This window comes from Entomospira culicis, assembly GCF_028748145.1.
Lineage (GTDB): Bacteria > Spirochaetota > Spirochaetia > WRBN01 > WRBN01 > Entomospira > Entomospira culicis.
Map to the genome: position 1 here is coordinate 1,172,994 of NZ_CP118181.1, position 26,630 is coordinate 1,199,623.

24 protein-coding genes are annotated in these 26,630 nt (G+C 48.4%); 10 read left to right on the top strand and 14 right to left on the bottom strand.

Features of this window, described 5'->3' with window-relative positions:
• Positions 1–13: 13 nt before the first annotated feature.
• Genes gatB through leuS form a run of 3 tightly spaced genes read left to right on the top strand, consistent with a single transcriptional unit; the run spans position 14 to position 4,286 of the window.
• Positions 14–1,519, top strand: a complete 1,506-nt coding sequence (gene gatB, locus PVA46_RS05545; protein WP_167695764.1) for an Asp-tRNA(Asn)/Glu-tRNA(Gln) amidotransferase subunit GatB — start codon at positions 14–16, stop codon at positions 1,517–1,519.
• A 5-nt stretch (positions 1,520–1,524) separates the two neighbouring features.
• Positions 1,525–1,815: a hypothetical protein gene (locus PVA46_RS05550; RefSeq protein ID WP_167695765.1), complete on the top strand. Its 291-nt coding sequence runs from the start codon at positions 1,525–1,527 to the stop codon at positions 1,813–1,815.
• Positions 1,816–1,856: 41 nt separating this feature from the next.
• The gene (leuS, locus tag PVA46_RS05555; RefSeq protein ID WP_167695766.1) at positions 1,857–4,286 is read left to right on the top strand and encodes a leucine--tRNA ligase; all 2,430 of its coding nucleotides are present in this window, start codon (positions 1,857–1,859) and stop codon (positions 4,284–4,286) included.
• A gap of 62 nt (positions 4,287–4,348) precedes the next feature.
• Here the strand turns inward: leuS and PVA46_RS05560 are convergent, their stop codons facing one another.
• Entirely contained in the window at positions 4,349–4,915 is a 567-nt protein-coding gene (locus PVA46_RS05560; RefSeq protein ID WP_167695767.1) for a DJ-1 family glyoxalase III, read from the bottom strand.
• Between the two features lie 97 nt (positions 4,916–5,012).
• Here PVA46_RS05560 and PVA46_RS05565 point away from each other — a divergent pair, with 97 nt between their 5' ends.
• Together PVA46_RS05565 and PVA46_RS05570 are read left to right on the top strand one after the other, a co-directional pair.
• Positions 5,013–5,792: a hypothetical protein gene (locus PVA46_RS05565; protein WP_167695768.1), complete on the top strand. Its 780-nt coding sequence runs from the start codon at positions 5,013–5,015 to the stop codon at positions 5,790–5,792.
• Positions 5,782–7,080: a hypothetical protein gene (locus PVA46_RS05570; RefSeq protein ID WP_167695769.1), complete on the top strand. Its 1,299-nt coding sequence runs from the start codon at positions 5,782–5,784 to the stop codon at positions 7,078–7,080. Before PVA46_RS05565 ends, PVA46_RS05570 begins: the two co-directional genes overlap by 11 nt.
• Before the next feature lie 138 nt (positions 7,081–7,218).
• Here the strand turns inward: PVA46_RS05570 and recR are convergent, their stop codons facing one another.
• The 13 genes from recR to PVA46_RS05635 all read right to left on the bottom strand — a co-directional run bounded on the left by recR (position 7,219) and on the right by PVA46_RS05635 (position 21,758).
• On the bottom strand, positions 7,219–7,806 hold the full coding sequence (gene recR / locus PVA46_RS05575; RefSeq protein WP_167695770.1) for a recombination mediator RecR: 588 nt from the start codon (positions 7,804–7,806) through the stop codon (positions 7,219–7,221).
• Positions 7,806–8,003, bottom strand: coding sequence for an FmdB family zinc ribbon protein (locus PVA46_RS05580; protein WP_167695771.1), 198 nt, complete (start codon positions 8,001–8,003; stop codon positions 7,806–7,808). The genes recR and PVA46_RS05580 overlap by 1 nt, the downstream gene beginning before the upstream one ends.
• Positions 8,004–8,033: 30 nt before the next feature.
• On the bottom strand, positions 8,034–9,038 hold the full coding sequence (locus tag PVA46_RS05585) for a tetratricopeptide repeat protein (protein WP_167695772.1): 1,005 nt from the start codon (positions 9,036–9,038) through the stop codon (positions 8,034–8,036).
• A 45-nt stretch (positions 9,039–9,083) separates the two neighbouring features.
• Positions 9,084–10,667, bottom strand: a complete 1,584-nt coding sequence (gene murJ, locus PVA46_RS05590) for a murein biosynthesis integral membrane protein MurJ (protein WP_167695773.1) — start codon at positions 10,665–10,667, stop codon at positions 9,084–9,086.
• Between the two features lie 117 nt (positions 10,668–10,784).
• Positions 10,785–11,720 carry a carbamate kinase gene (gene arcC / locus PVA46_RS05595; protein ID WP_167695774.1) on the bottom strand — a complete coding sequence of 312 codons (936 nt, stop codon included), beginning with the start codon at positions 11,718–11,720 and terminating at the stop codon, positions 10,785–10,787.
• 28 nt (positions 11,721–11,748) lie between these two features.
• On the bottom strand, positions 11,749–13,242 hold the full coding sequence (locus tag PVA46_RS05600; RefSeq protein WP_167695775.1) for a YfcC family protein: 1,494 nt from the start codon (positions 13,240–13,242) through the stop codon (positions 11,749–11,751).
• Between the two features lie 30 nt (positions 13,243–13,272).
• The gene (gene argF / locus PVA46_RS05605) at positions 13,273–14,268 is read right to left on the bottom strand and encodes an ornithine carbamoyltransferase (protein ID WP_167695776.1); all 996 of its coding nucleotides are present in this window, start codon (positions 14,266–14,268) and stop codon (positions 13,273–13,275) included.
• A gap of 47 nt (positions 14,269–14,315) precedes the next feature.
• Positions 14,316–15,542 (bottom strand): arginine deiminase, encoded by a 1,227-nt coding sequence (locus tag PVA46_RS05610; RefSeq protein WP_167695777.1) that lies wholly within the window; start codon positions 15,540–15,542, stop codon positions 14,316–14,318.
• A 172-nt stretch (positions 15,543–15,714) separates the two neighbouring features.
• A complete protein-coding gene (locus PVA46_RS05615) occupies positions 15,715–17,406 on the bottom strand; it encodes an ATP-binding protein (protein ID WP_167695778.1) in 1,692 nt (563 codons plus the stop codon).
• A 56-nt stretch (positions 17,407–17,462) separates the two neighbouring features.
• Positions 17,463–19,169 carry a trypsin-like peptidase domain-containing protein gene (locus tag PVA46_RS05620; RefSeq protein ID WP_167695779.1) on the bottom strand — a complete coding sequence of 569 codons (1,707 nt, stop codon included), beginning with the start codon at positions 19,167–19,169 and terminating at the stop codon, positions 17,463–17,465.
• 10 nt (positions 19,170–19,179) lie between these two features.
• A complete protein-coding gene (locus PVA46_RS05625; RefSeq protein WP_167695780.1) occupies positions 19,180–20,040 on the bottom strand; it encodes a hypothetical protein in 861 nt (286 codons plus the stop codon).
• Positions 20,041–20,085: 45 nt separating this feature from the next.
• Positions 20,086–20,910, bottom strand: coding sequence for a phosphohydrolase (locus tag PVA46_RS05630; RefSeq protein WP_167695781.1), 825 nt, complete (start codon positions 20,908–20,910; stop codon positions 20,086–20,088).
• Between the two features lie 17 nt (positions 20,911–20,927).
• Positions 20,928–21,758, bottom strand: a complete 831-nt coding sequence (locus PVA46_RS05635) for a hypothetical protein (RefSeq protein ID WP_167694679.1) — start codon at positions 21,756–21,758, stop codon at positions 20,928–20,930.
• Positions 21,759–21,863: 105 nt separating this feature from the next.
• On the opposite strand from PVA46_RS05635, the gene PVA46_RS05640 reads away from it, so the two are divergent.
• The 5 genes from PVA46_RS05640 to PVA46_RS05660 all read left to right on the top strand — a co-directional run bounded on the left by PVA46_RS05640 (position 21,864) and on the right by PVA46_RS05660 (position 26,607).
• A complete protein-coding gene (locus tag PVA46_RS05640; protein WP_167695782.1) occupies positions 21,864–24,371 on the top strand; it encodes a transglycosylase domain-containing protein in 2,508 nt (835 codons plus the stop codon).
• Positions 24,340–24,795 carry a hypothetical protein gene (locus PVA46_RS05645; RefSeq protein ID WP_167695783.1) on the top strand — a complete coding sequence of 152 codons (456 nt, stop codon included), beginning with the start codon at positions 24,340–24,342 and terminating at the stop codon, positions 24,793–24,795. Before PVA46_RS05640 ends, PVA46_RS05645 begins: the two co-directional genes overlap by 32 nt.
• The gene (locus tag PVA46_RS05650) at positions 24,792–25,394 is read left to right on the top strand and encodes a hypothetical protein (RefSeq protein WP_167695784.1); all 603 of its coding nucleotides are present in this window, start codon (positions 24,792–24,794) and stop codon (positions 25,392–25,394) included. The genes PVA46_RS05645 and PVA46_RS05650 overlap by 4 nt, the downstream gene beginning before the upstream one ends.
• The gene (lptB, locus tag PVA46_RS05655; RefSeq protein ID WP_167695785.1) at positions 25,375–26,109 is read left to right on the top strand and encodes an LPS export ABC transporter ATP-binding protein; all 735 of its coding nucleotides are present in this window, start codon (positions 25,375–25,377) and stop codon (positions 26,107–26,109) included. The genes PVA46_RS05650 and lptB overlap by 20 nt, the downstream gene beginning before the upstream one ends.
• 87 nt (positions 26,110–26,196) lie before the next feature.
• Positions 26,197–26,607: a response regulator gene (locus PVA46_RS05660; protein ID WP_167695786.1), complete on the top strand. Its 411-nt coding sequence runs from the start codon at positions 26,197–26,199 to the stop codon at positions 26,605–26,607.
• Positions 26,608–26,630 lie beyond the last annotated feature (23 nt).

Below are 26,630 nucleotides of genomic sequence, written 5' to 3' on the forward strand. Positions count from 1 at the left end.
TAATATAGGAGCTATGGCAATTCCAATTTATCAAGATGAACAATCGCAACTAAAATACCAAATCATTATTGGTTTGGAGACCCACGTGCAAGTGTTAAGCAAGACCAAAGCATTTTGCGCTTGTGAAAATAGTTACGGCGGTATCCCCAATAGCCGTACCTGCCCCATCTGTCTGGCGCTACCTGGTGCCATGCCCGAGGTAAATCAGCGTCTCTTTGAGGCCGCCGCGCTTTGTGGGCTCACCTTTGGAAGCACTATCACCATGGAGAACACCTTCGCCCGTAAGAGTTACACCTATCCAGACCTTCCCAAAGGCTATCAAATCACCCAAATCAACGCTATCTGTAAGGGCGGTTCTATCAAGATAAAACATCAAGGCGAGGTTAAAGAGATTGCCCTTGTTCAGCTCCATATGGAAGAAGACGTGGGGAAAAATCTACAAATTGCCGACGAACAGACCGATTATTACGATTATAATCGTGCGGGTACGCCATTACTCGAAATCGTCTCTACCCCCACCATGCACAGTCCCGAGGAGGCAAGCACCTACCTCATGACCTTACGTGAAATCGTGCGCTTCTTGGGCATTAGCGACGGCGAAATGGAGAGTGGCTCTTTGCGCTGTGATGCCAATGTCAACCTTAAAATCGAGACCGACAAAGGCTGGATTGCCACACCGATCTCCGAAGTAAAAAATATGAATAGCTTTCGCGCCCTACGCCGTGCCATCGAATTTGAAGCATCGCGCCAACTTGCCCTCTGGCAAACCGATGGCATTACCCTTAATGACCCCAAAGCGATCAAAACCACCCGTCGTTGGGATGATGCCTCGGGGACAACCATCTTTATGCGCAACAAGGGCGTTTTAGATGACTATCGCTTTAACCAAGAGCCAGACATTCCTACCGTGCTCCTTAATGAGGCGTGGTTAGAACAATTACGCCAGAAGCTAGAGCCTACCCCCATGGAGTATCGTGAAGAGCTGATCCAAACATTTGGACTCACCGAAGAGGATGCCTACACCATCACCAGCTCTAAAGAACTTCTGCACTACTATCTTGAGGCAGCCAAAGGTGCGATTAGCCCCAAAAAGGTCGCCAATCGTCTCTTGAGCGAGCTACTGGCGGTGATCAAAGAGAAAAATATCTCGATTAGCCAGAGTCCTATCAAACCCAACCAGTTACGCGAGCTGTGTGATTTGGTGGAGCAGGCAACCATCACCGGTAAGCAGAGTAAGAGCGTCTTTACCCAGATGCTTGCTACGGGCGAAGATGCCAAGGATCTCGTACAAAAGCTCGATCTCAAACAGCTTGACGATCCCAATACCATCGCCCAATGGGTGCAAGAAGTGCTTGCTGAGTTCCCCAAAGCGGTAGAAGATTACCATCAAGGTACCGATCACGCGCTCAAGTTTATGCTCGGTCAACTCATGAAGAAGAGCGCAGGTAAAGCCAAAGCAGAGACCGCGCGCGAGCTCTTTTTGCAAGCATTGGGCCCTATCAAAAATCCTAGGAGATAATTTTTATGCAACTTTCCCCCACCACCTTCCCCTACGTTATTGGCTACCACGGCGAGACGGCGATTATCGACAAGAAATTACGTCGCCTCTGTCATAATAAAGATTTTGCCAAACTCGTTGCTGAGGGCTATCTTAAAGTTGCCTTCTGTCAGGCGCTCTTCCAAGGCGAAGAGGCACTTCAACAGGTTACGGATCTCTACAATGCTACCAGTCATGCGCACTACGACATCGATGCGATGAAGCGTCTGCTGGGTGTCTTTGAAATCACGCAAGCCAAAAAGATTAGCTACATCTAATCGCCCAATATCTCTTAATCATGACTTAAAGTGAGGTTTTTATGGCCTATTACCCCTTTGCTGACATCGAAAAGAAGTGGCAAGACCACTGGCAACGTAATCAGACCTTCAAGGTTACCGAAGATCCTGCCTACCCCAAAGAGAAGCGCGCCTATGTGCTGGATATGTTTCCCTATCCTAGTGGCAATGGTCTACACGTAGGGCATCCCGAGGGTTACACCGCGACCGATATTTATGTGCGTTTTTTGCGTGCCAAGGGATACAATGTCTTACACCCCATGGGCTTTGATAGCTTTGGCTTGCCCGCAGAGAATTATGCTATCAAGACTGGAACGCACCCCAAAACCACCACCGAAGCCAACATCGCAACCTTTCGTAAACAGATTGAGCGCCTTGGCTTTAGCTACGACTGGTCACGCGAGGTGCAAACACACGATGTCGATTACTATCGTTGGACGCAATGGATCTTCCTCCAACTCTACAAAAAAGGACTCGCCTACGAGGATTTCGCCCCCATCAACTGGTGTCCCTCCTGTCGCATTGGCTTGGCAAACGAAGAGGTAACCAACAACAATCGCTGTGATCGTTGTGATACGCCTGTGGTACGTAAGGATTTGCGTCAGTGGAAATTCAAAATCACTGCCTACGCCGAAGAGCTTCTTGCCGATCTCGATAGCCTTGATTGGCCCGAGGCCGTAAAAGCAATGCAACGCAACTGGATTGGCAAGAGCGATGGCGCGGAAATTCACCTACCTGTGGCAGGGCATCCCGAAAAAATCATCACGGTCTATACCACCCGCCCGGAGACCTTCTACGGCGCTACCTATGTTGTTCTTGCCCCAGAACACCCCCTAGTTGCCACTATCACCAGTGATGCGCAACGCTCTGCGGTACAAGCCTATCAACTTGAGGCTGCCAGCAAGAGCGACCTAGAGCGTGCCGAACTTGCCAAGACCAAAAGCGGTGTCTTCACTGGTAGTTACGCGATCCACCCGCTCACCAAGGAGGAGATTCCGATCTGGATTGGTGATTATGTCTTAACCAGCTACGGAAGCGGTGCGGTGATGGCCGTGCCTGCCCACGATCAACGCGATTACGACTTTGCCAAGCTCTACAATCTCCCGATTAAGGCTGTTATCCAAGCAAAATCTGGCGAAGACACGCTCGACAAAGAGGCAATGGTCGGCGATGGCATCACCTTTGATAGCGGAGAGTGGTCGAATCTCGATGTCGCTGCTGCTAAAATCAAAGCCATCGAGGTGCTTGAGCAGAAAAAAGTTGCTAACCGTAAGGTCAACTATAAACTCCGCGACTGGATCTTCAGCCGTCAACGTTACTGGGGTGAACCGATGCCCATCGTTCACTGTCCAAGTTGTGGCATTGTCCCGCTAAGCGAAGACGACCTTCCCCTAGAGTTGCCCAAAGTTGAGAGTTATCAGCCCAGCGACACCGGTGAATCGCCTCTTGCTACGATTACTGATTGGGTTGAAACCACTTGTCCCAAGTGTAAAGGCGATTCCAAGCGCGAGACTAATACCATGCCTCAATGGGCGGGAAGCTGTTGGTACTACCTTCGCTACATCGACCCCACGAACCCTAATGAGTTTGTCAGCAAGGATAAAGAGCAGTATTGGATGCCTGTCGACCTCTATGTTGGGGGAATGGAACATGCGGTACTCCACCTACTCTATGCGCGATTTTGGCATAAAGTCTTGTATGATCTAGGCTTAGTCTCCACCAAAGAGCCTTTCCAGCGCTTGGTTAACCAAGGCATGATTCTAGGTGAAAATAATGAAAAGATGAGCAAGAGCCGTGGGAATGTGGTTAATCCCGATGACATGATCGACCAATTTGGTGCCGACACCTTGCGCATCTACGAGATGTTTATGGGACCATTGCAAGCCACCAAACCGTGGAACACACAAGGGATGGTGGGCGTGCATCGCTTCTTGAGCAAAGTCTACGACTATGCACACTTTCCGCAAGACAACAACGAACCACCGCTCGCGTTGCAAAAAATTCTCCATAAAACCATCAAAAAGGTAACCGAAGATACCCAAAATCTCGAGTTTAACACCGCTGTGGCACAGATGATGGTCTTTATGAACGAAGTAATGCCGACAAAAACCTGTTACCGTAAGCTATGGAAACCCTTCCTTCTCCTCCTCGCGCCATACGCCCCGCACCTTGCTGAAGAGTTGTATCTGCCCTTTATCAACAACGCGAAGACACTAAGCTTTGAGCCTTGGCCTAGTTACATCGAGGCGCTTACCATTGACGACGAGGTAACCCTAGGGGTGCAAGTCAACGGGAAATTACGCGCCGAGATTACCGTTGCTAAAGATATCAACAAAGAAGAGCTTGAACAACGTGCCTTGGCGTTACCGCGCATTATCGAGCTCACGCAAAATGCGACGATCAAAAAGGTTATCGCCATTCCGGGGAAAATTGTCAACATTATTCTTGGGTAGAGAGATAAGCCTTGCAGTAAATAATCAGAGCGCCTATTGGCGCTCTTTTACTTTATAAAATGCTAGCACTCTTCCAAATGAAAGAGCGCGCGGGTAAAGAGGGCATCAGCGATCTCTTTGCTCTTTAGCTCTTGAATAATCGCATGGGTAAAGTGCGCGGTGGTACCGGGGCCACGACTGGTGATGACCTTGCCATCGATGACCACGGGCGCTTCGATGTAGTACTTTTTATCCGCCAAGAGATCGCGCTGGCTAGGCGTACAAGTAAAGGTTTTTTCGGCGAAAAAATTGGTTTTTGGCATCACGATAGCAGGACTAGCGCAGATTGCCCCAACGATTTTTCCTTGTGCGTGCGCGTCATTTAAAAGACGAATCACCGCTAAATTCTCCGCCAAATGCTTGGTGCCGGGCATACCCCCCGGAACAATCACGCCCAAGAGATCGGCAACTTGCACCTCGCTAAGATGCATATCAGCTTGTACCGTAATATCGTGTGCACCCTTCACCAAGAGATCCTCACTGATACTCACCAACTTGGTAACAATCTCGGCCCGACGCAAAAAGTCGCATGGCAATAACGCCTCGACCTCTTCAAATCCTTCTGCTAATAAAATGGCAACATACTTCATTATTTTCTCCTAAGCATTGATTTTTTTTGCTTTCAAGATTATTATAACATAGATTGCGAAAAAATCCTACTTTTTTCGCACCAAAGGAGTTTATTCTATGACCTATTGTCGACGTTGTCGGGTCGTTATTCAAGAAGAGAGTAAAGATCGTTGCCCCTTGTGCCACCAGCCATTGCTCCATCCCGAGGATAACGAGCGCCCCGAAGATGTCTTTAGCCATTGGCGAGAGCTAAACAAAGCCCACGAACACGCCTCCTTTTGGTACGTGCCTGCGCCGGTCTCTACGGCGAAAATCTTCAACTTTATCCTAGACTTCCTGATGCTTGCCCTCTTTAGCGCCATGATTATTGTCGCAACAGTCAGCGTCTATCAGCTCAATCGCTTTGGGGAGAGTCGCCTTGCCATCTACCTGCCTTCTATTGCGCTCTTTTACAGCATCATTATCTTACTCATTGTCCGTTTATATCGATTTAGTTTAGGCGCACAATGGCTTCTACTTATCAACACCACGCTCTTTCTCTTTGCCATCGACTTACGCGATGAGACTATCAAGTGGGCTTTTTCCCGTGGATTTGTGATTATTATGGGCGGGATTAGCCCCTTAATTTTACTACAAATGCTCTGGCGCTATCTACGCATTAAAGGCCTCAATATCATCGGTTTTAGCTTCTTTGCCATCTCTATCTCGTTGATAAGCCTAGACATTGGCATTTCCGGTGGAGGCAGACCACAGGGGTGGTCGCTCTTTACCTTCAGTAGCCTGCTCTTTCTTGCGATGATCTTTATCTATCTCCATTACTTCGCGAAAATTCGCGTCAATTTCGATCCGATTATCAAAGCCCAGCGTAAACGCGAGGATCTGCATCATGAACGATAAACGCCTCAACACCTACGAACTAGACAACGTCGCTCTCATCTATCAAGCCCTCGTCTCCAAAAAAGAGAGCCACTTCTTCCGTCTCTCCCTCAACCTACAGAAGCCCGTTGTGATCGATATCCTGCAACAAGCGCTCCTCAATATTCTCCCACGCTTTCCCATCTTTCGTACCAGCCTAAAACGTGGTATCTTCTGGAATTATTTAGAAGAGAACTTTCACTACCCCACCATCATCCGCGACACCGAAATCGCCATGGGGCACGACATCACACAAGCACACGCCTATCCCTTTCGTGTACTCGTCTACCACCAACGCATCTCTTTAGAGACAACACATTTAATTGTTGACGGTAAAGCTGCCACCCAATTCTTGCAGTCGCTCTTCTGCGAATACGCCTATCTTTTAGGTGTAGAAATTCCCGATAATGATGCGATTATTCGCCCCGAAACACCCTTGCAAAGCGAAGAGTTACATGATGCTTACAAAAATTTACTACTACAAAAAGCACTTCCCAAACCCAAAAAACGCATGGGCGAAGCCTTTTACGAACCTCAACGCAATCGACGCCCCTTCGGCGTAGAGGTCGTGAGCTTTCGTCTCCCACTCGATCAAACCCTCCAACTAGCCAAGCAACATAAAGTAAGTCTAACCACGCTACTCACGGCATTTTACCTCACGGCGTATCAAGATCGGATGTTTTTACTCCCACCCAAACGTAAATTTCGTCGCCCGTTGCGCATCAATAATCCGGTTGATCTACGCCAATTCTTTCCCAGTAAAAGCTTGCGCAACTTCATCGGCTTCATCTCACACGAGATCGATCCACGATTAGGGCTCTTCACTTTTGAAGAGATCCTCGCCCAAGTCCATCACACGATGAAAAAAGAGCTTCTGGATAAGCACTTTCAACCCTTTATTGGGCAAAATCTACGTAGCGAAAGCATTCCACTACTCGCCGTCATTCCGCTCTTCATGAAGCGAATGGTGCTCAAGCGCATTCACGCCCAAAATATGCGTCAAGAGAGCTCCGTACTCTCTAACCTAGGCGCATTCTCCCTCCCCGAAGAAGTTGCCTCGATGGTCAAAGATGTCGAATTCATTCCCGCGCCAAAGTATATCAATAAGCGCGACTGTTCCGTAATTAGCTTTAAAAATACCCTCATTCTCTCCATTAGCCGTACCTGCAAGCATAACCAGCTTGAACAATTTCTCTACGAAAGACTCATTGAAGCGGGTCTCACCCCAAAATTGAGCACCTATCATGGGTATGAACAAGGGGAACATTGAAACTAGAACGCAGTTCACAGCTAAGCATAACTGGCTTGAACAATTTCTCTACGAAAGACTCATTGAAGCGGGTCTCACCTCAAAATTGAGCACCTATCATGGGTATGAACAAGGGGAACATTGAAACTAGAACGCAGTTTAAAGCTTTTGACGCCCTCTCATGCTATGAATGAGACTCTGTTTATCGGCAAACTCCAGTTGAGCCCCCGCGCTCAAGCCACTGGCGATACGACTAACCACAACGTCAAAATGAGCCAGCCATTGCTCCAAATAATGCGCGGTCGCATCACCCTCTAAGGTAAAGCTGGTAGCGAGAATGACCTCTTTAATTGCGCCAGATTCTAATCGAGACTTTAGACTCTCTAAGCGTAACTGCTCGGGAGTAATCCCACTCATCGGCGAAATCGCCCCGCCCAACACGTGGTAGAGTCCCCCAAAGCCCCCCGAAGCCTCCAGATTCATCGCATCACTGGCGCGCTCTACCACACAGAGAAGCTCTGGTTGCAGGCGTTGACGATCGCAATACTGGCAACTCTGCATCTCCTGCGAATAACAGGCACAAATCGGACAGAGATAAACCGAATTCGCCAGATGATGTAACTGCTCCTCAAGGAGCGCCCGAAGTTCAGGCTCTTCTAGTAAAAAATAGGCCATACGCTTCGCGCTCTTACTGCCAACCCCCGGTAGACGACTCAATGTCATGGTGAGATCGATAATCGAATGCATCAATCCTGACCGCGCTTCTGTCGTTGCTGGGTTACATAAAAGTCCGACCCCTTAAAGATAATCCCCGCCCCACCAATGATCCGCTTAACCAAATGGCTTTGGCACTTGGGACAAACACCACCACTGGGCGCATCCATCGATTGAAAGAGTTCAAATTGCTCGGCACACTCTTCACAACGATAATCATAATAAGGCATTTCGCACCTCCTTCATCAATTTATATCAAACTAAAATTGCGCTTTAAAGATACCGTCAAACTCTGCGGAAAAATCCTCAATCATCGGTTGACGAAAGCGTAACGCTGCACGACGAATCCAAGGTGAAGTGCTCGATTGTAACCGTAGCCCATTCCATAAAATCTTACTGACATCCGACTTCTCATAAGCATAAAGGCTCGCTGCCAAGAAGAAGATCGTGCGATAAAAGTCTACATTATCGATATATATCTGCATCGAGGGATAGCGTTTCGCTTGCACCAAGAGATCCTCTAATGTGGAAAAGCGATAGCTAGGATCATACACCATTAATTGATTGACCAAAACCCCCACCTTCAAAATCGTGCTATACGTAAAGAGTTCTACCGCGCGACCATACCCCACATAAGTATCGTGATTGTAGGCGTAGAGGGCGAGCATCTCTACCGCGATATCGTGGTGAAGCCCCTGCCAACGATAGAGCTCTGCCACCCGATCGATACCCTCTTTGAGCATGATTTGGCGCGCTTGACGCATCTGTCCGGTAAGGGTTTGACGAAAGGCAATCGCCTCGTCGTCATAAGGCAAGCCAAAAATCACATCTTCTAACTGTTGCTCCATCGCAGGATAATCCTGCATACGGTAATACAAATTTGCCAACGCTAAGCCATAATCAGCGCGCTCCTCTGCAGTATACGCATAGAGTAGAGCATTCTTCAGCGATCGCTCAGCAAGTAGGGGAAGCCCCTCTTTCATATAGATAAGACCAATGAGATATTCCGCCTCACTATGTTGCCCCAGCTCTTGACGGATGCGCTCAGCATACTGCAAAGCACTGGCAAGATCACCTTGCTCAAACGACGCCCAAGCCAAGCTCATCACAATGCGTGCATCCATCCCCGCGGTATCAATAACGCTACCCCTAGAGGTTGGCATCTGACCAAAACGCTCTCGCTCTTGGGCAATCGAGCTTTGGGTCTGTGCCGATATCTGGACGGCGATTCCTATCATTAATATGCCAAAGATTACTCTCTTCACACTTACTCTCCTACGTCTTCTCTATTATCGGTCTAAAGGGAAGATTTATTTACTCCCTCTTTTTTTGCGTAAACGAAAAATATCCTTAATCATATCCATTTTAAAGAGGATATACATGCCCAAGATTGCCAGCGCAGGAAGCCCACCTTGCAAGAATAAATAACTCAATTTTTGCAGAAAAGGCAAGGGTGCACGCCACCAATCTGGAGCTAGCAAGCGTTCCGTTAGCAGATAAATACCATAACCCACGCCCAAAGAGATGGCAACTTTGAACATCAAGCCAAGGCTGTCCTTGTAGACCGACAAACCCTGCTCCTTAACAATGATGATAAAGAGGAGCAAAAAGCCAAAGAAAAAGGCAATGCTGTTAGCGTAGGCTAAGCCTGAGACACCAAGGGGCGTGCGAATCAACCACAAGCTCAAGATGATATCCAATCCACTAGCGAAAATTGCGCTCATTAAGGGCAAGAAGAAGCGCCCTTTCGCGTAAAAGTAACGTTGCGCAAAGTTATAGGCTGCAATGAAAAAGATTCCCACTAAGTAGCCAATCAAGACCTGCGCTGTCAGCATGACGGCCTCTTGACCAAACATCCCACGCATCAACGCCACACTGATAATCTCATGCGCCAAAACGCCCATCAAGAGCGCCGAAGGGGCTAAAAAGATCAATAATAAATACAATCCACGCTTCATCGTCTCGGCGAGTTCCTGATGATTTTGCGCATGCGCAGCCTTGGCTAATTGTGGATAAAATACCGTATTCACCGTCGCGCTAAAGATACCCAATGGCAAGTTGAAAAAGACAATCGAGTTGGTCAACGCGCTCATCGATCCATCCGCCAAACCGCTCGCCAATCGGCTAGCCACCAGTTGATTAATCACAAAGATGCTACTACTCAAAAGCGCCGGTAAATAACGCTTCATGATGGTGTTAAATTCTTCGCTCCGCAAAAAGAGACTCGGGCTCAAGCGATAATCGAGGCGACGAAAAAGGGGATAGAGGATCATCACTTGTCCCAAACCTCCCACCAAAATGCCCAACGCCATACTGTAAACCCCAAGCGATCCGCTGAAACCCACCACCGCCATAATCACCGCAAAGCTAAAAAAGAGGGGTGAAAGCGCCCCCATCAAGAAGCGCCCATGCGTATTGAGCACTGCCGTAATGATTGCCGCCACGCTGACAAAAAGCAGATACGGGATAAACCATGCATAAAGTTTGCTGGCTAACTCCATCTGCGAGGCCTCTGGGAAGTTGAAGAGAAACGAAGCCATCTGTGGCGCGCTAAGGATACTTATCAAAATAAATGGCAATAAAACGACATATTGTAAAGTCAAGACTTCTTGCGTAATTTTTCTCGCCGCGCGATGATCCTCGCGCACCACATGCTTGCTCAACGCAGGGATAAAAGCCGTCGTCAATGCCCCTTCAGCCATCAATTTACGTAAGTTATTGGGGATAAGAAAGACACCGTTCAAGACATCGGCCACCCCACCCGCACCAAAGTAGTGCGCGATGACCGCCGACTTAACATAACCCAAAATCCGCGAAATCAACGTACTAAGCATCACCACCAGCGCCGAAATACTCCGTAGACGCGTTTGATTAGCCGATTTTTCTCTCATCATCTGCCTATTTTAGCCGATATACCCCACTTTGACAAGTAACTTATCGATAAATTTATCTACCCTCTCCCGATGATTAAGCCAACAAGGAGAAGGTATTTCTGCCCACATTACATAAACTTAAGCATCAATACGTGTGCCTTTGATGCCTGAAATCGCTTGCCCTAACGCCTCTAGTGAGGTAATTAGCGTGCTACGCCCTTCGCCACTCTGCGCAAAATGAACACCCGCCAAGACCTTAGGTAGCATCGATCCCTCGCCAAATTCGCCAGCCGATGCATATTTTTTGGCATCTGCCACCGAAAGCTTGGCTAAATTCTCTTGATTCTCTTGACCAAAACGAATCGCCACCTGCTCTACCGCCGTAAGGATAATCAATTGATCGGCACCAATCTCTTGCGCCAAGAGTGCCGAGGCCAAATCTTTGTCGATAACCGCAGGCACACCATGCAAGAGACCGTCACGCTCCACCACGGGAACACCGCCACCGCCACAGGCAATCACAAGCTGTCCACTGGCGATAAGCGCCTCAATGCTCTTGAGTTCGACCACCGTCTTGGGTTGAGGCGAGGCCACCACTCGCCGAAATCCGCGTCCAGCATCCTCTTTCATCGTATAGCCTCGCTCTTGGGTGAGCCTTTCTGCCTCGGCTGCATCATAAAATGCACCAATCGGTTTGGTCGGATGGCTAAAGGCAGGATCATCGGCATCGACAATTACTTGTGTGACTACTGTTGCAACGGGGAGAGAAAGCTTACGACGCAATAGCTCACCACGCAACGCCTGCTGAATATGATAGCCAATCATCCCCTGCGACATCGCCCCACAGAGATCAAAAGGCATCGCCGGAGTATGCGCTTGCGCAAGTTCATTCTGCATCAAAATGCGACCCACTTGCGGTCCATTACCATGGGTAATCACCACCGTATGCCCCGCCTCCACCACATCAACAATCCCTTTAACCGCTTGCTTTATCGCCTCTAGTTGACGCTCAGCCGTCGCCTCTGCCTTGCCATCCTCTAAAGCATTACCACCTAAAGCAATCACGTATCTCATCAAAAACCTCCTTTTTATCTAACAAAAACTACCCAACGCCCAAAAGAACGCCCAATGTTAAGAGCACCATGGTTGCTACAAAGAGCGTTGCGATATACTTCCAGACAAATTTAATAAAGCGATCATACGGAATTTTAGAGACCATCAGCGCGCCCATCAAGATACCACTGGTCGGTGAGACCATATTCACCAAGCCAGAGGCTGATTGATATGCCGTAATCACTAAGCTCTTCGAGACCCCCGCAATATCGGCTAAGGGTGCCATAATTGGCATAGAGAGACCCGCCAGCCCTGAAGTTGAAGGGATAAAGATCGAGAGAATAATATGCAAGAAGTATACGACATTAATATATACCACTTGTGGCAAGCCTTGCACCGCTTGCTCGGAGAAGGCCAAAATGGAGTCGATGATCATGCCCTCTTCCATCACCACCTTGAGACCTCTGGAGAGCACCAAGACTAGCACCACCCCCAAGACATCCTTAGCCCCAGCGACAAAACTTCCCGCAATATCGCGCTCGTTAAAGCCAGCCAAAAATCCTACCAAGATGCTCGACGATAAAAAGAGCGCCGCCAACTCAGGAAAGTACCAACCCAACTCTAAAGACGCTAAATTCTCATTCCAATCCGAAAAGGGCAAGAGGGAGAAGACCATCACTCCAAACGTCGCGATGAAGGTAATTAAAACCAACGTTTGACGTAAGGTCAACTTCTCGGCATGCTCTTGATGATTGGCTAAAATTTCGGCATTAATCTCGGGATTCAAATCGTGTGTAACCGAGAGCATCGGACTCTTTTGCGTGCGCTTAGCGTAACGAATCACATAAAACATCGTAAAAAAGGCAAAAAGCGCCCACTGCACCAGACGAAAAGGCATCCCATCGCCAATGCTCACACCTGCCAAATCACTAGCCACACCCGTGGCAAAGGGATTGAGCACAGACGTAAGCACACCCGTACCCGCACCCAACAATATCACCGCAGCGGCAGCCATCACATCAAAACCAGCTGCCACCATCATCGGTAAGAGAATGGGATAAAACGCAATCGTCTCCTCGCCCATACCATAACTCATTCCTCCAAGAGAGAAGATGCTAATCAACATCGCCATTAAGAGATAGAGTCGACTCCTCATCCGTGTCATCAAGCTTGCGATACCTACATCAATTGCCCGCGTCTTAGCAATAACGCCTAAGAATCCGCCAATAAAGAGCACAAAGGTTGCAACTTCTACACTATCGGCAAACCCCTTAATCGGTGCCATAGGGAGGTGTTTAATTTGTCCACGGCTCTCCATGCGCGTAAAGGTGCCAGCAATTGGACTCAACTTTAACGCTTTACGCTCATCGGCACTCATCAGGCTAGCTTCTTCAGCGGGAATGATCTGCCCCATAGGATCTTGATAATCGTACGAGCCAGCGGGAATGATATAGGTTAATCCTGCCACAAAGATCAACGCTATCACTAAAATGGTGTAAGTGCTAGGAAAACTCCACGACTTACCTTTACTTTCTTCAGACATCTTCTGCTCCTCTTGCAAGGTCTTATTTTATCAGCTACCCAAGGTAGCCACCATTACCGCTTTTATGGTGTGCAGACGATTCTCCGCCTCATCAAACACCTTCGACTGCGCACTCTCAAAGACCTCGTTCGTAACCTCAAGCTCACTCATGCCAAATTGTTGCGCGATCTCGCGCCCCACTTGCGTCTCTTCATCATGAAAAGCCGGCAAGCAGTGCAAAAAGATCGCATCCGCCTTAGCATAGCTCATAAGCTTTTTGTTTACTTGATAAGGTTTTAATAAATCGATGCGTTCCTTCCAGACCGCTTGAGGCTCACCCATCGAGACCCAAACATCCGTATAAACGACATCAGCACCAGCCACACCGCTGGCGACATCCGCAGAGAATTCGATCTTCGCTCCGCTCTCTTTAGCAACCTCTCGACACTTCGCAACCAAAGTCTCCTCTGGCCACAGATGCTCTGGGGCAACAACTGTGTAATGCACGCCCATCTTCGCACAACCAATCATCAACGCGTTGGCCATGTTATTGCGTCCATCTCCACAAAATACTAGCTTTAATCCGCTTAACGCCCCAAAATGCTCCTCCATCGTCAAAAAGTCTGCCAAAATCTGGGTGGGATGATCCTCGTTGGTCAGACCATTCCAGACCGGCACGCCTGCATATTCTGCTAGCGTCTCCACGATCTCCTGCCCAAAGCCACGATACTCAATCCCGTCGTACATCCGACCCAACACCCGAGCCGTATCCTTAATCGACTCCTTCTTCCCTATCTGCGAGCCACTAGGCCCCAAATAAGTTACCCGCGCCCCTTGATCGTAGGCTGCCACCTCAAAGGCACAGCGCGTTCGGGTAGAATCCTTCTCAAAGATTAGCGCAATATTCTTGCCCTTCAACCGCTGTTGCTCGGTGCCCGTATACTTCGCGCGTTTAAGATCGCGAGAGAGATCGAGCAAGTACTCTATTTCTTTAGCAGAAAAATCCAATAATGTCAAGAAGTGCCGATTGCGTAAATTGAATGCCATAATACCTATCTCCTTTATCTATAAAAAATTAAATAGATAGAAAAATTTTATAAATTTTCTCTTACTAAGGGCATACTCATGCACCTAGGGCCACCGCGACCACGGGATAATTCGGAGGAGAGGATCGCGTGAATTTTGATGCCGCTATCCTCCAGTAGCCGATTGGTTACATGATTTCGTTCGTAAACACAAACCTCCCCTGGAGAAATCGCCAAGGTATTTGCCCCGTCGTTCCACTGCTCGCGTGATCCAGCAATTGCATCGCCATCGCCACAACGTAAGAGCAGCACCCGCCGATCCAAAATCCCCGAAAGCAGATGCTCCAAATCCTTATGCTCCTCGGTAATATGCACACTATCCGTAGTCGATCCCGCCTCGATGACAAAGAGCGTGAGCGTCTCCTCAATCTCGCTGTGTATCGTAAATTTATCGTGATCGATCTGTGTAAAGACCGTGTCCAAATGCATAAACGCGCGCTTTTTGGGAATCACAAAAGCAACAACCTTCTTGACTTTGCTCGTCTCATCGTTAAAGAGACGCATCGCCAACTGCTCCACCGAGTAGGCATCCGTACGTTCAGAGATACCCACAAAGAGGATCTCCTCATTAATCACCAAGAGATCGCCACCCTCCAAGTGATTCATATTATCACGCTCAAACCAGAAAGGGGTTTTCCCCGCGTAATTAGGGTGATGCCGAAAGAGAAAATCGCTTAGCAACGTCTCGCGCCGACGGATCAAGTGCTTCATGCTACTAATCGCCACGCCGTGCCCAATACTGATAAACGGATCGCGCGTGAAGAGGATATTGGGCAAAGGTTTAACGAGAAAAAGCTCTTCCCCACTGGTCAAACTCGATAAGCTCTTCTGCCGACCAATTGGCGCCTCATGACTACGCACCCCCGCAATCAGCGTACGTACCAAGGTCGCCATATCTTTGCTCTCATAAAGCCACTGTAACAGCTCCTGACGCATCTGGGGATGAAAGACCCCCGACTCCAAGAGATACTGCTCTACCATCGCTTTGGCGGCATCAGGTTGGTGCTCCATGCTCTGCGCCACTAAATCCTCTAAATAGTGCACCTTGACTCCCGCCTTACGTAAGACCTCACTAAATTGATCATGCTCGCGCTGGGCTGCCTCAAGATACATAATATCGTCAAAAAGAAACTCCCCAAAGTGTTCGGGCGTAAAATTCTCCACCTCCCACCCCGGACGGTGCAACATCACCTCTTTAAGGCGACCAATCTCTGAAAAGACTCTAATCTCTGCCATCTTATCCTCCTCTTTTACACACAAAAAAGCAATCCATACAACGTAAATCGCTGTATTATTGTCACTAAGATATTCTAAGATACTTTAAAAAAATCCATGCCTCAATGATGCCACACTATCTTGCTTTACTCTTAAATTTTACGCCCCTTTTGACGTTTTGTCTAGTCTATTTTTAACTTCTTTGCACCATATCTCTAAGCGCCACACGAAGTTTTTTGACATCATTTTTACTAAGTGTTCGCGCCGTAAATGAGCCTAAGCGCCCATCCTGTACCACAAAAGAGAGCGCACTCACGTTCGCCAACGCCTGCATCTCACTAGCACTTAGCCAAGCCACCGAGTAAATACGCCAAGTGGTGCCATTGAGGTGCGAAACGTCGATAGGCTCTAGCGCAAAAGAGAAACTGCGCATCGCTCCGCCCTCCAGTTCGGTATGGAGAAGTAAGCTATCACGACGCGCATAGAGTGCGCTACGCGTGTTATTCATGTAGGCGTTAAGCGCCTCTTCGTAAGCACTTCGACGCTGATAATAAACCGCCATCTCTTGATCGTATCGTACTAAAGCCCGCTCATAATTGCGCAAGTTCTCCTCATAATTGGCCACATCTCGACGATAGCTAATCATCTCCTGCTCATATCGTTTGAGCGCGTTTTCATAGGCATCTCGTGCCACATTTTTCGCCTGCTCCTCGTCATAAATCTTCTTCTGCTCCAGATACCTCGCATAGTCGCGCTCGTAGCGTTGCATCTCCGAACGATAGGTGCTCATCTGGCGCTCATACACACTCATGTTATCACGATAGCTACGCATCTCTTGCTCGTAACGCCTTAGTGCATCTTCATATTCACGTAGAGCTTGCTCATAACGACGCTTCTCTTCTTGATACTTACGTTGTGCCTCGTCATAAGCGCGCTTCTCTTGCTCGTACCGACGCAAGCGCTCTTGATACTCCTTTAACGATTGTTGATAGGCTTCATGCTCACCTTGCAGGCGCTGGTACGCCTGTTGTTGACGCTCATACTCACGCATTAACCGCTGATACTCTTGCATGTTGCGCTCATATTCGCGCATCTGGCGTTGATACTCTTTCATCGCCTCTTCGTACTCTTTCAGTTTACGCTCGTACTCGCGTTGCTCGGCGGAGTTAGGCGTGTTAGGGCGATTGGGCGTATTGCCATTAGATTGCCCTGGATGATTCGGTGTCCCCGGACGATTGGAAGTAGAAGGCGGCGTTCCCGAGTTACCCGAGTTATTGGGCGCTTGAGGCTTCTTAGGTTCGATAGGTGCTTTTGGTTGCTCTGGCTTTACAGGAGCAGAAGGTAGGGGACGCGCAGGCGCTTGAGGGGGATTACCCGGATGCTGTGGTTCAGCAGAGGGCTCTTTGGGTTGTGTAGGGGATGTGGGTTTTTGCGGTTCGCGTGGGCGCGGAGGTTCCACCGGTTTTTGCGGTTCATTGGGTAAGGAAATATTACGTCGATAGGTAGAATAGCGCTCCCCACGCGCATACTCATGCGCCACCAGAGCATCAGGCACAGGGCGCGTAGGCTCGGTGGGATAAACAGGCTTGACCGGACGCGTTGGTGCAATCGGTGCCGATTGCGTAAAGGCAGGCACATTACTGATATTATCATAGTAATAGAGTTGATATGAACCATCATTACGATTCTTCACAAAGATCAAAACGGCGCCATCTTTGCTCGTCTCAAGTTCATAGCGACTGCGCCCCTGCGAATCTACGCCCAACCTCACTTTCGGCGAACTACCACAGCCCGATAATATCAGGCTTAATAATCCAAATGTCCAAAATATTGACCTTCTCGATATCTTACTGTATGATAATTTATTCTTAATTGATTGTTTCATGATTTTCATCTCCACATATATCCTATTGTAAGTATCCTAAATATACACAACTTTGGCTAGAATTTAAACTTAATATAACCTTTAAGATAGTGTGCATTTGCCCAACTTTTTCCACCATAGTGAATATCTAAGTACTTACCCGTAAAGAAATCACTCATAGCGCCACCCTCGATGCCCACAAAGATCGGGCTATTATCGGAGAAGCCCACCTCTAAGCCAGCAAACCAACCCCCATTCAACACCACCCGCGCCCGATTTACTAAGCTTTCGGCAAAAAGTTCCTCTTGCAACGCCCCGCTCAATCGCACGCCAATGCCCACGCTCAAGCCACCATAAGCCAAAAAATTGAGCGAATCAAAGGCCAAGCCCAGCTGAAATTGCGCCTTGCCTAAGACATGCATCATCTGCACCCGCTCATTGATGGTGCGCGTACGATAGGACATGCTATGATACGCCAGCTCACCACTAACGCCAAAGAGGCGGTGCACCTGTTGATAATAACCTAGCGAGGCGTGCATATTTTTGAGATCATGGATCTTCGGCATAAAGGTGTAACCCAAGCCAATCACCGCCCCAGAGCGATCAATTTGACGAAAAACCGAGCGCTTCTCGATAAAATTAAAGGAGTCCACATTGGCGACCCGCCAACGTCCTGCCGAGTAGATCCAGCCAATCGTATAGGGCTTCTGGTTGAGGTTATAGGTAATATTCGTGTTGACTTGAAAGGCATTACGTGGAGCATTCCCAACGCGTAGTTGCTCAAAAATCGGCTGATCAAATTCGTTAAATCGCTCCATAATAAAGATGCCTAACACGGTATTAATCAATAATGTAGGATCCTCATCGCGCAGTGCCATAATGTAGGTGTTACGCGTAGCAATATTCACCCGTGTCATCAACTCCAAAAAGAGCGGAATGCCCAAACTACTGGTAAGATTGGTGCTAAAAAAGGTCGAAAAAGCATCGTACTCTTCACCCATCACCGCGTTGACAAGCTCTTGCGAGGCGCGCTCTAATGCACCTTGCGTTGCGCGTGGACGCAAGCGTTCCGCCTGTACAATCGCCCGTTGGATCTCCGTCACAGGAATGATAGCGTTCTCTTTCCCCACCAACCCGACAATTTCGCCATCGTTATTAAGTATCGGCGATCCGTAGCTATACTGCTTCGTTTGAAAAAGTCCATCTGAAATACGCCACGTACCGCGCTCATCTTGCCGTAATATCACAGAAGAAGGAGCGTTCCTTCCCTGCTCATAGGCGTAGAGCAATTCTGAAGGATTTAACGGACGTTCGCTTAGACGTAGCTGCTGGGTCACAGGGCGCGCCTCATCGCTTAAGAGATAAACTGCCAGATCGGCTTGGCGATCGCGATAGATGACATACGCCTCACCTAAGGTACGTGTCTGATTTCCAGATAAATGCTCTACTTGCGCAAAGTCGCTAAAGAGCGCGATATTGGCGCCCGTAATCAAAAAGTTTCGCCCAATCACATCTAAATAGACCACCCCCCATGCAGGTAAATGGCTATCAGCTACCCGCTGGCGTTGACGAATCAAGCCATTTTTGATCCAATCACTCACACTAGGATCGGCAATAAGATCGTCGTAGAAGGCGAGAAAATTTCGCGCTCCCTCCTGCGAATCTCCAGAGAGCGTCGCTTGTAGCCGCACTAATGCTGGTTGCTCTAGCGCAAAGCCATGAAGCGAACCTGCCACCAAAAGCAGAATCCACAGCCAGCCTACGACAATCTTTTTCCCTTGCATGCCTACCTGCTCAACTCTTTTTACGAGAAAGAAGATTGACTAAATCTTTATGTTTAATCGAGAAGGTAAAGAGCACACCCTCTTCGATTTCGCTAAAACTAAGATCTTGCATTACTTTATTATTGGCAAAAGCAGAGCTAATAAAGCGCGATTGCGCCATCAACATGCGTCGCTCTTGGGCATTATCGCTAAAGAGGATCAGCGCTTCTATCTGGTACTTGCTGCCCTTGGGTTCGATGCTCATCAAGAGCCCATGGATAGAGACCGGCAAGGGAGTTGAATCCATATACTGCTGGAGAAATTTAGAGAAGTCGGGCAAGTAAATTACCGCGTTTTTGGTAGATAAAAATGACGATCGTACATAAGGTGAAAAGTTGGGTTCGCTACGCGTTTGCATACTCTTTAGCTCACGCTCCAAATGATTGGAGAGATACATTATGCCACTCTTGGGGATATGGATATCAAAAAACGTCTCCCCCTGCTTAGGAATATTGGTTACAGGCTCGTTCATGCGAAAGGTATAGGTATCCACTTGCGTAAGCTCTGGACTCTTCATTAGCTCCTTAAGCACCATCGACTGCGGGTAAGTCCCCATGGCACGCATCATGAGCGTCGCCTCATCCTTATAGAACGCAACATGACGCGTAAACTGCATGCCCTTACTAAGGGCTTTCTTTTGATCCTTATCCCAATCTTTAGCTAGCGCCTTACCCAGCTTGCGAAAAGCAGGCACGTTAATATGCAAATAGAGATCTGCTTGCTCTGGAAAGAAGTTAAGCTCTTTCTGCTCCGCCTTGGGGGCATTGGCACAGCTTGCCAAAAAGAAAATCCCCATTAATAATAACCCTAGCCCATAATATCGTCGACTCATTATTGCTCCTTATGCCTCGCGTCTATGCGATTTTTTCTTTCTATTTTATAGTAGATAGACAACAGATTCTAAACCCTGACTATGCACCACCACTTCTACCTCACCTTTAATCGGCGACTGCTTCATCTTACCAAGGAGCGTCTCCTCCACCTGAAAGTAGCCCGTAGGATTACGCATCTGGATGATGACAGCAACCTTGCGTTTAGTACCCGTGGTAAGACGCACGCGATCGATGGCATGCACCGAATGTTGATGTACCGTACCGACCTGCGCGGTGCCGTCAAAGTCGTGCTGGGTGCTGGCGATAACCAACTCGGCACGCCCTCGCTCTAGATCACATCCATCGGCCACCAACATAACCCCCGCCTCCAAGCTATGGATAGTAACCGTACCCATGTGTCCAAGGATTGCCTCTAGTGTAAGGGAGCGTACCACATACTTCATGGGATCCTCGCCATAGACAGCATCCAATAAGCGATTCATGATCGGCATCGTCAAAACCAACGCCGTCTGTTCGTGCATTTGACGCGTAAGCGTCATCCCTGTATCGTGCAAAAATCCCGCTAAAAGCAACGCGCAATCCTCATCTGCTTGCGTGCCCACGCCCTCCTTGGTAAGCGAGAGTTTAAAGCCTTGTTGCCTTAACAATTGCGCAATCTGTAACGCATTACGCGCAACAATACGCATGTGAACAGGTCCATGATCATTATAATTAAGACGGGCAATGGAGACGTGATTGGCGTACTCCTGAATGGTACGGACCTCCACATCATTAATGAGTAACTCAAGTAATTGTGAGGGTTTATCCTGAACCAACGCGCGTAATTGGGCGTTTAGCTCTTCTTCTTTTTCGGTGATGCGATATTGCATAAATATGGCTCCTTTCTTTATAAATAAAAATCGAGAATCAAGCGCTCGTGACTAAACCAATTGAACCAACCGTAACGTTCTTGCTCATAGCGTATCGTGCGTAATTGTTGGGGCTTGAGTCCCGCCTTAATGAAAGGTTTAGCATTGATGACAAGCTGTAAACGTAACTGCGGATCATGTTGCCCCAGACGCTTGCGCTGGTTTGCCGAAATCGGCGTGCGTGCCTGCCAAAAGGTTCTCCCTAACAAAAAGTCGTCTTGAAGTGGGGCATGACTATGTCCATCGTGATCATGGTCATGGTGGTGATGACCATCGTGCGTGTGGTCATGATTATGCTCCTCATGATCGTGGTCATCGTGATGCTCCTGCAAGGTTACTAAAGGAAGGTATGCGTAGGCTTGCCCTAGTCCGATGGCCATTTGACGTGATATCGGATCATACTGCATTTTATCGCCATTAAAGATCATAAAGTCGGCAAAGACAGCATCTTTATAACGAAATTCTTGGGTAATACTCTGGAGATCGCTCTTGGTGATAATAACCTGCTGATGTTGGGCATCAAAAAAGAGCCCAGCACCAGATCGTTTATCCAGACGCAAGCCAGCATCCACAAGCTCCTTTGCGTCGATAAGAATCGCAGCGCCTTCTGCCCAGATCAACAACGAAGCGGGAGTTGTCGCCGTAAGGATCGACGCGCTCTGCAAGCCCGTATGATAAGGCCAACTTATCGCAAAGAGGGATTGAATCAGCGCCTCGCGCTCAGCATCATGCTCGTGCCCCGCCGTCGATGCGCGAAGAATCGTAGCAAAGAGAGTTAGTCCTAGCATCCAGCTCATTCGTCTCATCATGCTCTCTATCATACCACTCATTACGCAATTTGTCCATAGAGATCGCGTTAAAATCGATGCGATGACTTGACCTAATGACCTACTATCGGCTATATTGTTAGCATCATGGCGCAGAAACAGAATCCATTTTATCTCACCACTCTTCTTCTTTTTGGTTCGCTTACCCTCGGTATCGCTGTTATGTTAGGCATACTCATGGGGCTCAATTACACAAGGTCGCTTGCCGTGGAGGCCAGAGGTAACGTAGGACAGATTTATCTCTCCACCCCTTCGGTTGTCTATGCCCATGACGGTCAAGTGGTTACCGAATTTTTTGGTAATGAGCGCCGCGAGCTAATCACCTATCAAGATCTGCCCATCACCACGATTCATGCCTCGCTGATCCGTGAGGATAAAGACTTTTTCGATCATCGTGGATATAGCATTACCGGTACGGTGCGTGCGGCTATCAACACGGTAATGGCCAAGCTCTTTGGCTTTGGACGCATGACCGGTGGATCGACCCTAACCCAACAGCTCTCTGGACACATCTATGCCGATCGCGGTGATATCTCCATCAGCCGTAAGGTAAAAGAGCTCTGGTGGGCCATGCAAATTGAGCGTCACCTTACCAAGCAAGAAATTTTAGAAACATACATGAATAAGATGCCCTTTGGGCACACGAACTATGGGATTCAAGCTGCCAGTCGATACTTTTTTGGACACGGCATTCAAGAGGCCGATGCCGCTCAAAGTGTTGCCCTCGTGATCCAACTTTCTGCTCCATCAGGACGCTTCTCCCCGCTCAAGTACCCAGATGCGCTCATCCCTCGCCAAGAAGATGTGCTCTCGCGCATGGTAGAGCGCAACTTCTTAACGCAAGAAGAAGCCGAGCGTCAAATGCAAGATTTCTGGCAAAACCACGACTGGTCGCGCGATGGATCGAGCACCGCCTTCTTTGAGCGCATCGACCTTGCGCCCTACTTCTCTGAGCATATCCGTAGTGAGTCCATGAACTATCTTACTGGTCGACGCAATATCTATACCGACGGCTATAAAATCTACACCACCGTCCACCTAGACCACCAACAAGCCGCCGAAGAAGAGCTCAATGCTGGTCTAGAACGCGCAACCAATATCCTCAATACCCACCGTGCCTCCTATTATAATGCATCCGCACCCAATGTTCCAAGCATTGAGGGGCTTGCCCTCTTCTTTAATATGCCTCGTCTACGGGTAGAAGGCGGACGTGCTTATCGCGAGTCGATGGATTACATCACCCAAAACATGATCGGCGATCTAGATATCGCCACCAGCATCTTTGGTATACGGCGTGCCAACAACGTCGCCATCAACACCTATAATAAAGAGCGATCGCGCCGTAATGCAGGGCGCATCGAAACCGCTCTCATCACCGTAGAACAAGAGAGTGGTTATATCACTGCACTTATTGGCGGGAGTGGCTTTAGCCGATCCAACCAGCTCAACCGCGCAACACAGGCCAAGGTCATGCCTGGCTCTTCCTTCAAACCACTCTACTACGCTGAAGCCATTGCTAGCGGAAACCTCACTGCCGCCACCAGACTAGACAACTATCCCAAAACGTGGATTAACGAGGATGGCACTTACTATCGTCCGGAGAATTACAATCTCGACTATAACGACGGAACGCGCCTACGTATGGCATTAGCACAGTCGCTCAATATTCCTGCCATTACCGTGCTAGAACGTGTTGGTATTGATGCTGCCATCGCACGCGCCGCACGTCTCTTAGGCATCCAAGATCCGATGGAGATTGGGCGTACCTTCCCGCGTGTTTGGTCGCTTGGTTTGGGTATTATCAGCACTTCACCTATGCAAATGGTGCGTGCCTTTGCCGTCTTTCCCAATCAAGGCGAAGAAGTCATCCCTATCTCCATTAAGCGCATTCTCGATCGCAACGATCAGGTGGTTGTTGATGTGGAGGCAGAGGTACGCGCCACCCAAAATCGCTCCAATGATCGCCAAATTCTCAGCCCACAAGCTGCCTTCATTATGACAGATATCATGCGTACGTCCGTCACCAACGGTACGCTCTACTGGGCACACCGTAATAATGCTACCGCACTCAATCAACCTATCGCAGGAAAGACGGGTACTACCCAAAATTGGAGCGATGCGTGGGCAATTGCCTTTACCCCTTACTACACCACTGCCGTTTGGTATGGTTTTGACAAGGGTGGATACACCTTGAGTATCCGAAACGAGGCAAGTTCTTCGGCTGCGCCTGTCTTGATGCGCTATATGTTGCGTATTCATGAGGGGTTACCGAGGCGCGACTTTATTCGCCCTGGTGGGATTAGTGAAATTGCCATCACCGCCGACGGTCATCGTTGGACTCCCCAAGCCGAACTCTATGGGTTTTCGTCAATTCGTGAATACTTTATCACCGGCACTGGACCTGAGGAGAGCTTTGATGACATTGCTGATGATCTTGGTACCAAAAATGAGACCATTTCAGATTCTATCTTAGAGGCGATTCGTGGTGGAGAGGAGCAAACTACAGAAGAGGAAGATTGGCTGGGCTTAGGCGTATCCAATGACTTTGAACTAGGAAATTCTGATGAAGAAAATTTTCTGGATGGCGTCTCTTAGCCTCTTGGCTTGTGTGAAGCCGACACCAACAGAGCCACCCATCGAGGCTAGCGACTTTCAATTAGTATCCTATTATCAGAACTCCATCAGTCGCACTTGGCAAGCCCAACACGTGAGCCTGTTGAAAGATACCATGACTCTTACCAAAACCACAATGAAAGAAGCTGAGCGTACGATCGTCGCACAGGAGCTTAGTGTTCCCCTCCATCGAGGCACATGGCTGGGGAAGAAGATCGAAGTTGAACAAAAAGATCTCACCCTCACAGGAAACATCTTTAGTTACCATGAACCAAGCGGGATCATGACCCTTGAAGAGGAGGTCTACATTCGCCAACCGCGTACCCTGATTTATGCGCAAAAACTACTTTATGATAGTCGTACCCACGTCATGGATATCGACGACGTAGCAGGTACGCTCTCATGAAGCGTATGAGCCTTATCCTTATCTTATTGATCTTTCCCATTGTTGCGCAAGAGGAGATCTCCTTTTATGCAAAGAAGATGCAAGTCTCTCAAGATGGTGCGCTTATCGAACTTACTGGCGAAGCTCTCCTTCAACTGGATGCCTTTACCCTCTATGCGCAGAGCATTTCGATACAAGGCACAACGCAACGCACCCTGCAAGCGCAAACCGATGTGAAGGTAAAACGAACTCAAAACGAAGCGCAAGAACTTACCAGTAATCACCTGCACTACGCACAAATTAAAAGCGAGCTACGCGCTTGGGGTAATGTGCAATTTAAAGACGATAACGAGGAAATTCTCATTACTGCCTCTTCCGTAACCTTTGTAGAAACCGAACGCATTTGGCGCTTTGAAGGGAACGTGCAAATGAATGGAAAAGATTTTTCCACCCAATCGCATATTCTGCTCTTTCACGAGGAGGCGCAAATGTTGGAGTTGCATAGTCAGGTTACCTTAATCTATGATGGGCAACAATTTGAGGCGGAATTTATCCTCTTCCACCTAGAGACAAAAGAGATCACCATGGAGCACTTACATCGTGGAACCATCAGCCTCTAACGCGGTGCTAAGCCTGCAAAGCTTAGTCAAATATTACAAGAGCTACCTTGCCACCGATAACGTCTCCTTCGATCTTTATCCCGGAGAAATTGTCGGCTTACTCGGCACCAATGGCGCGGGAAAAAGCTCTATTTTCAAGATGATAGCAGGCTTCTTACGCTGGGATGCTGGAAATATTTTGCTCAACGGCACGGCACTGCCTTCGCACTCTCCAGAGACCCGCGCCCGGCGTGGTCTTGCCTATATGCCTCAAGAGCCGTCGATCTTTCGCAAAATGAGTGTGCAAGATAATCTCTTAGCTGGCATAGAGATGCTCTACCCCAAAGCCAGCGATGCACACGTCAAACTTGAACAACTCAGCACCGAATTCAACCTGACAAAACTCCTTTCTCAACCGGCAAGCACGCTTTCAGGGGGAGAGAGGCGTCGGCTAGAACTTGCTCGCGCACTGGCCATCCAACCCAACGTCCTCCTCCTGGACGAACCCTTCGCCGGTGTCGACCTGCGCTACACCCAAGAGCTCGGATCGCTCATCACCCCGCTCAAAAAGAAAGATATCGCCATCCTCATCACCGACCACAACGCCAAAGAGATCCTCTCCCTTGCCGATCGCATCCTCCTTTTACATCAAGGTCGCCTCATCGCCCAAGCAAAAAGCGACGAAATCCTCGACCATCCCCAAGCGCACCTTTATTTTAGTAACATTTATCATTAATGACTAGACAAATATTGCTAAATTAGCTATACTGATTTATAAAGATATTCCCACTCGCGCGGAATGCATTGATTAAGGAGAGTTGTTATGAGTTCTACACAACACAAAGCACCAGGAATTGGCCCCAATGGAGCACCGTATCGGGTTCTTGTTGTAGATGACTCTGTTTTTGTTCAAAAACAACTAAAACAGATCTTGACATCAGAGCTTTTTGATGTTGTTGACATCGCCAACGATGGCTTAGAGGGCGTCAATAAATACAAGCTCATTACACCACCAGTCGATCTGGTAACGATGGATATTACGATGCCCAATATGGATGGCATCACCGCTCTAAAGACGATATTAGAATATGATCCTAATGCAAAAATTGTGATGATTAGTGCTATCGGGCGTGAAGATTTGGTCAAACAAGCTCTCATTGCTGGCGCAAAGAACTACATGGTCAAACCCCTAGATCGTAAAAAAGTGATTGAACGCATCTCAGGCGTTCTCTAACCCATAGCAGGGAACCTCCTATC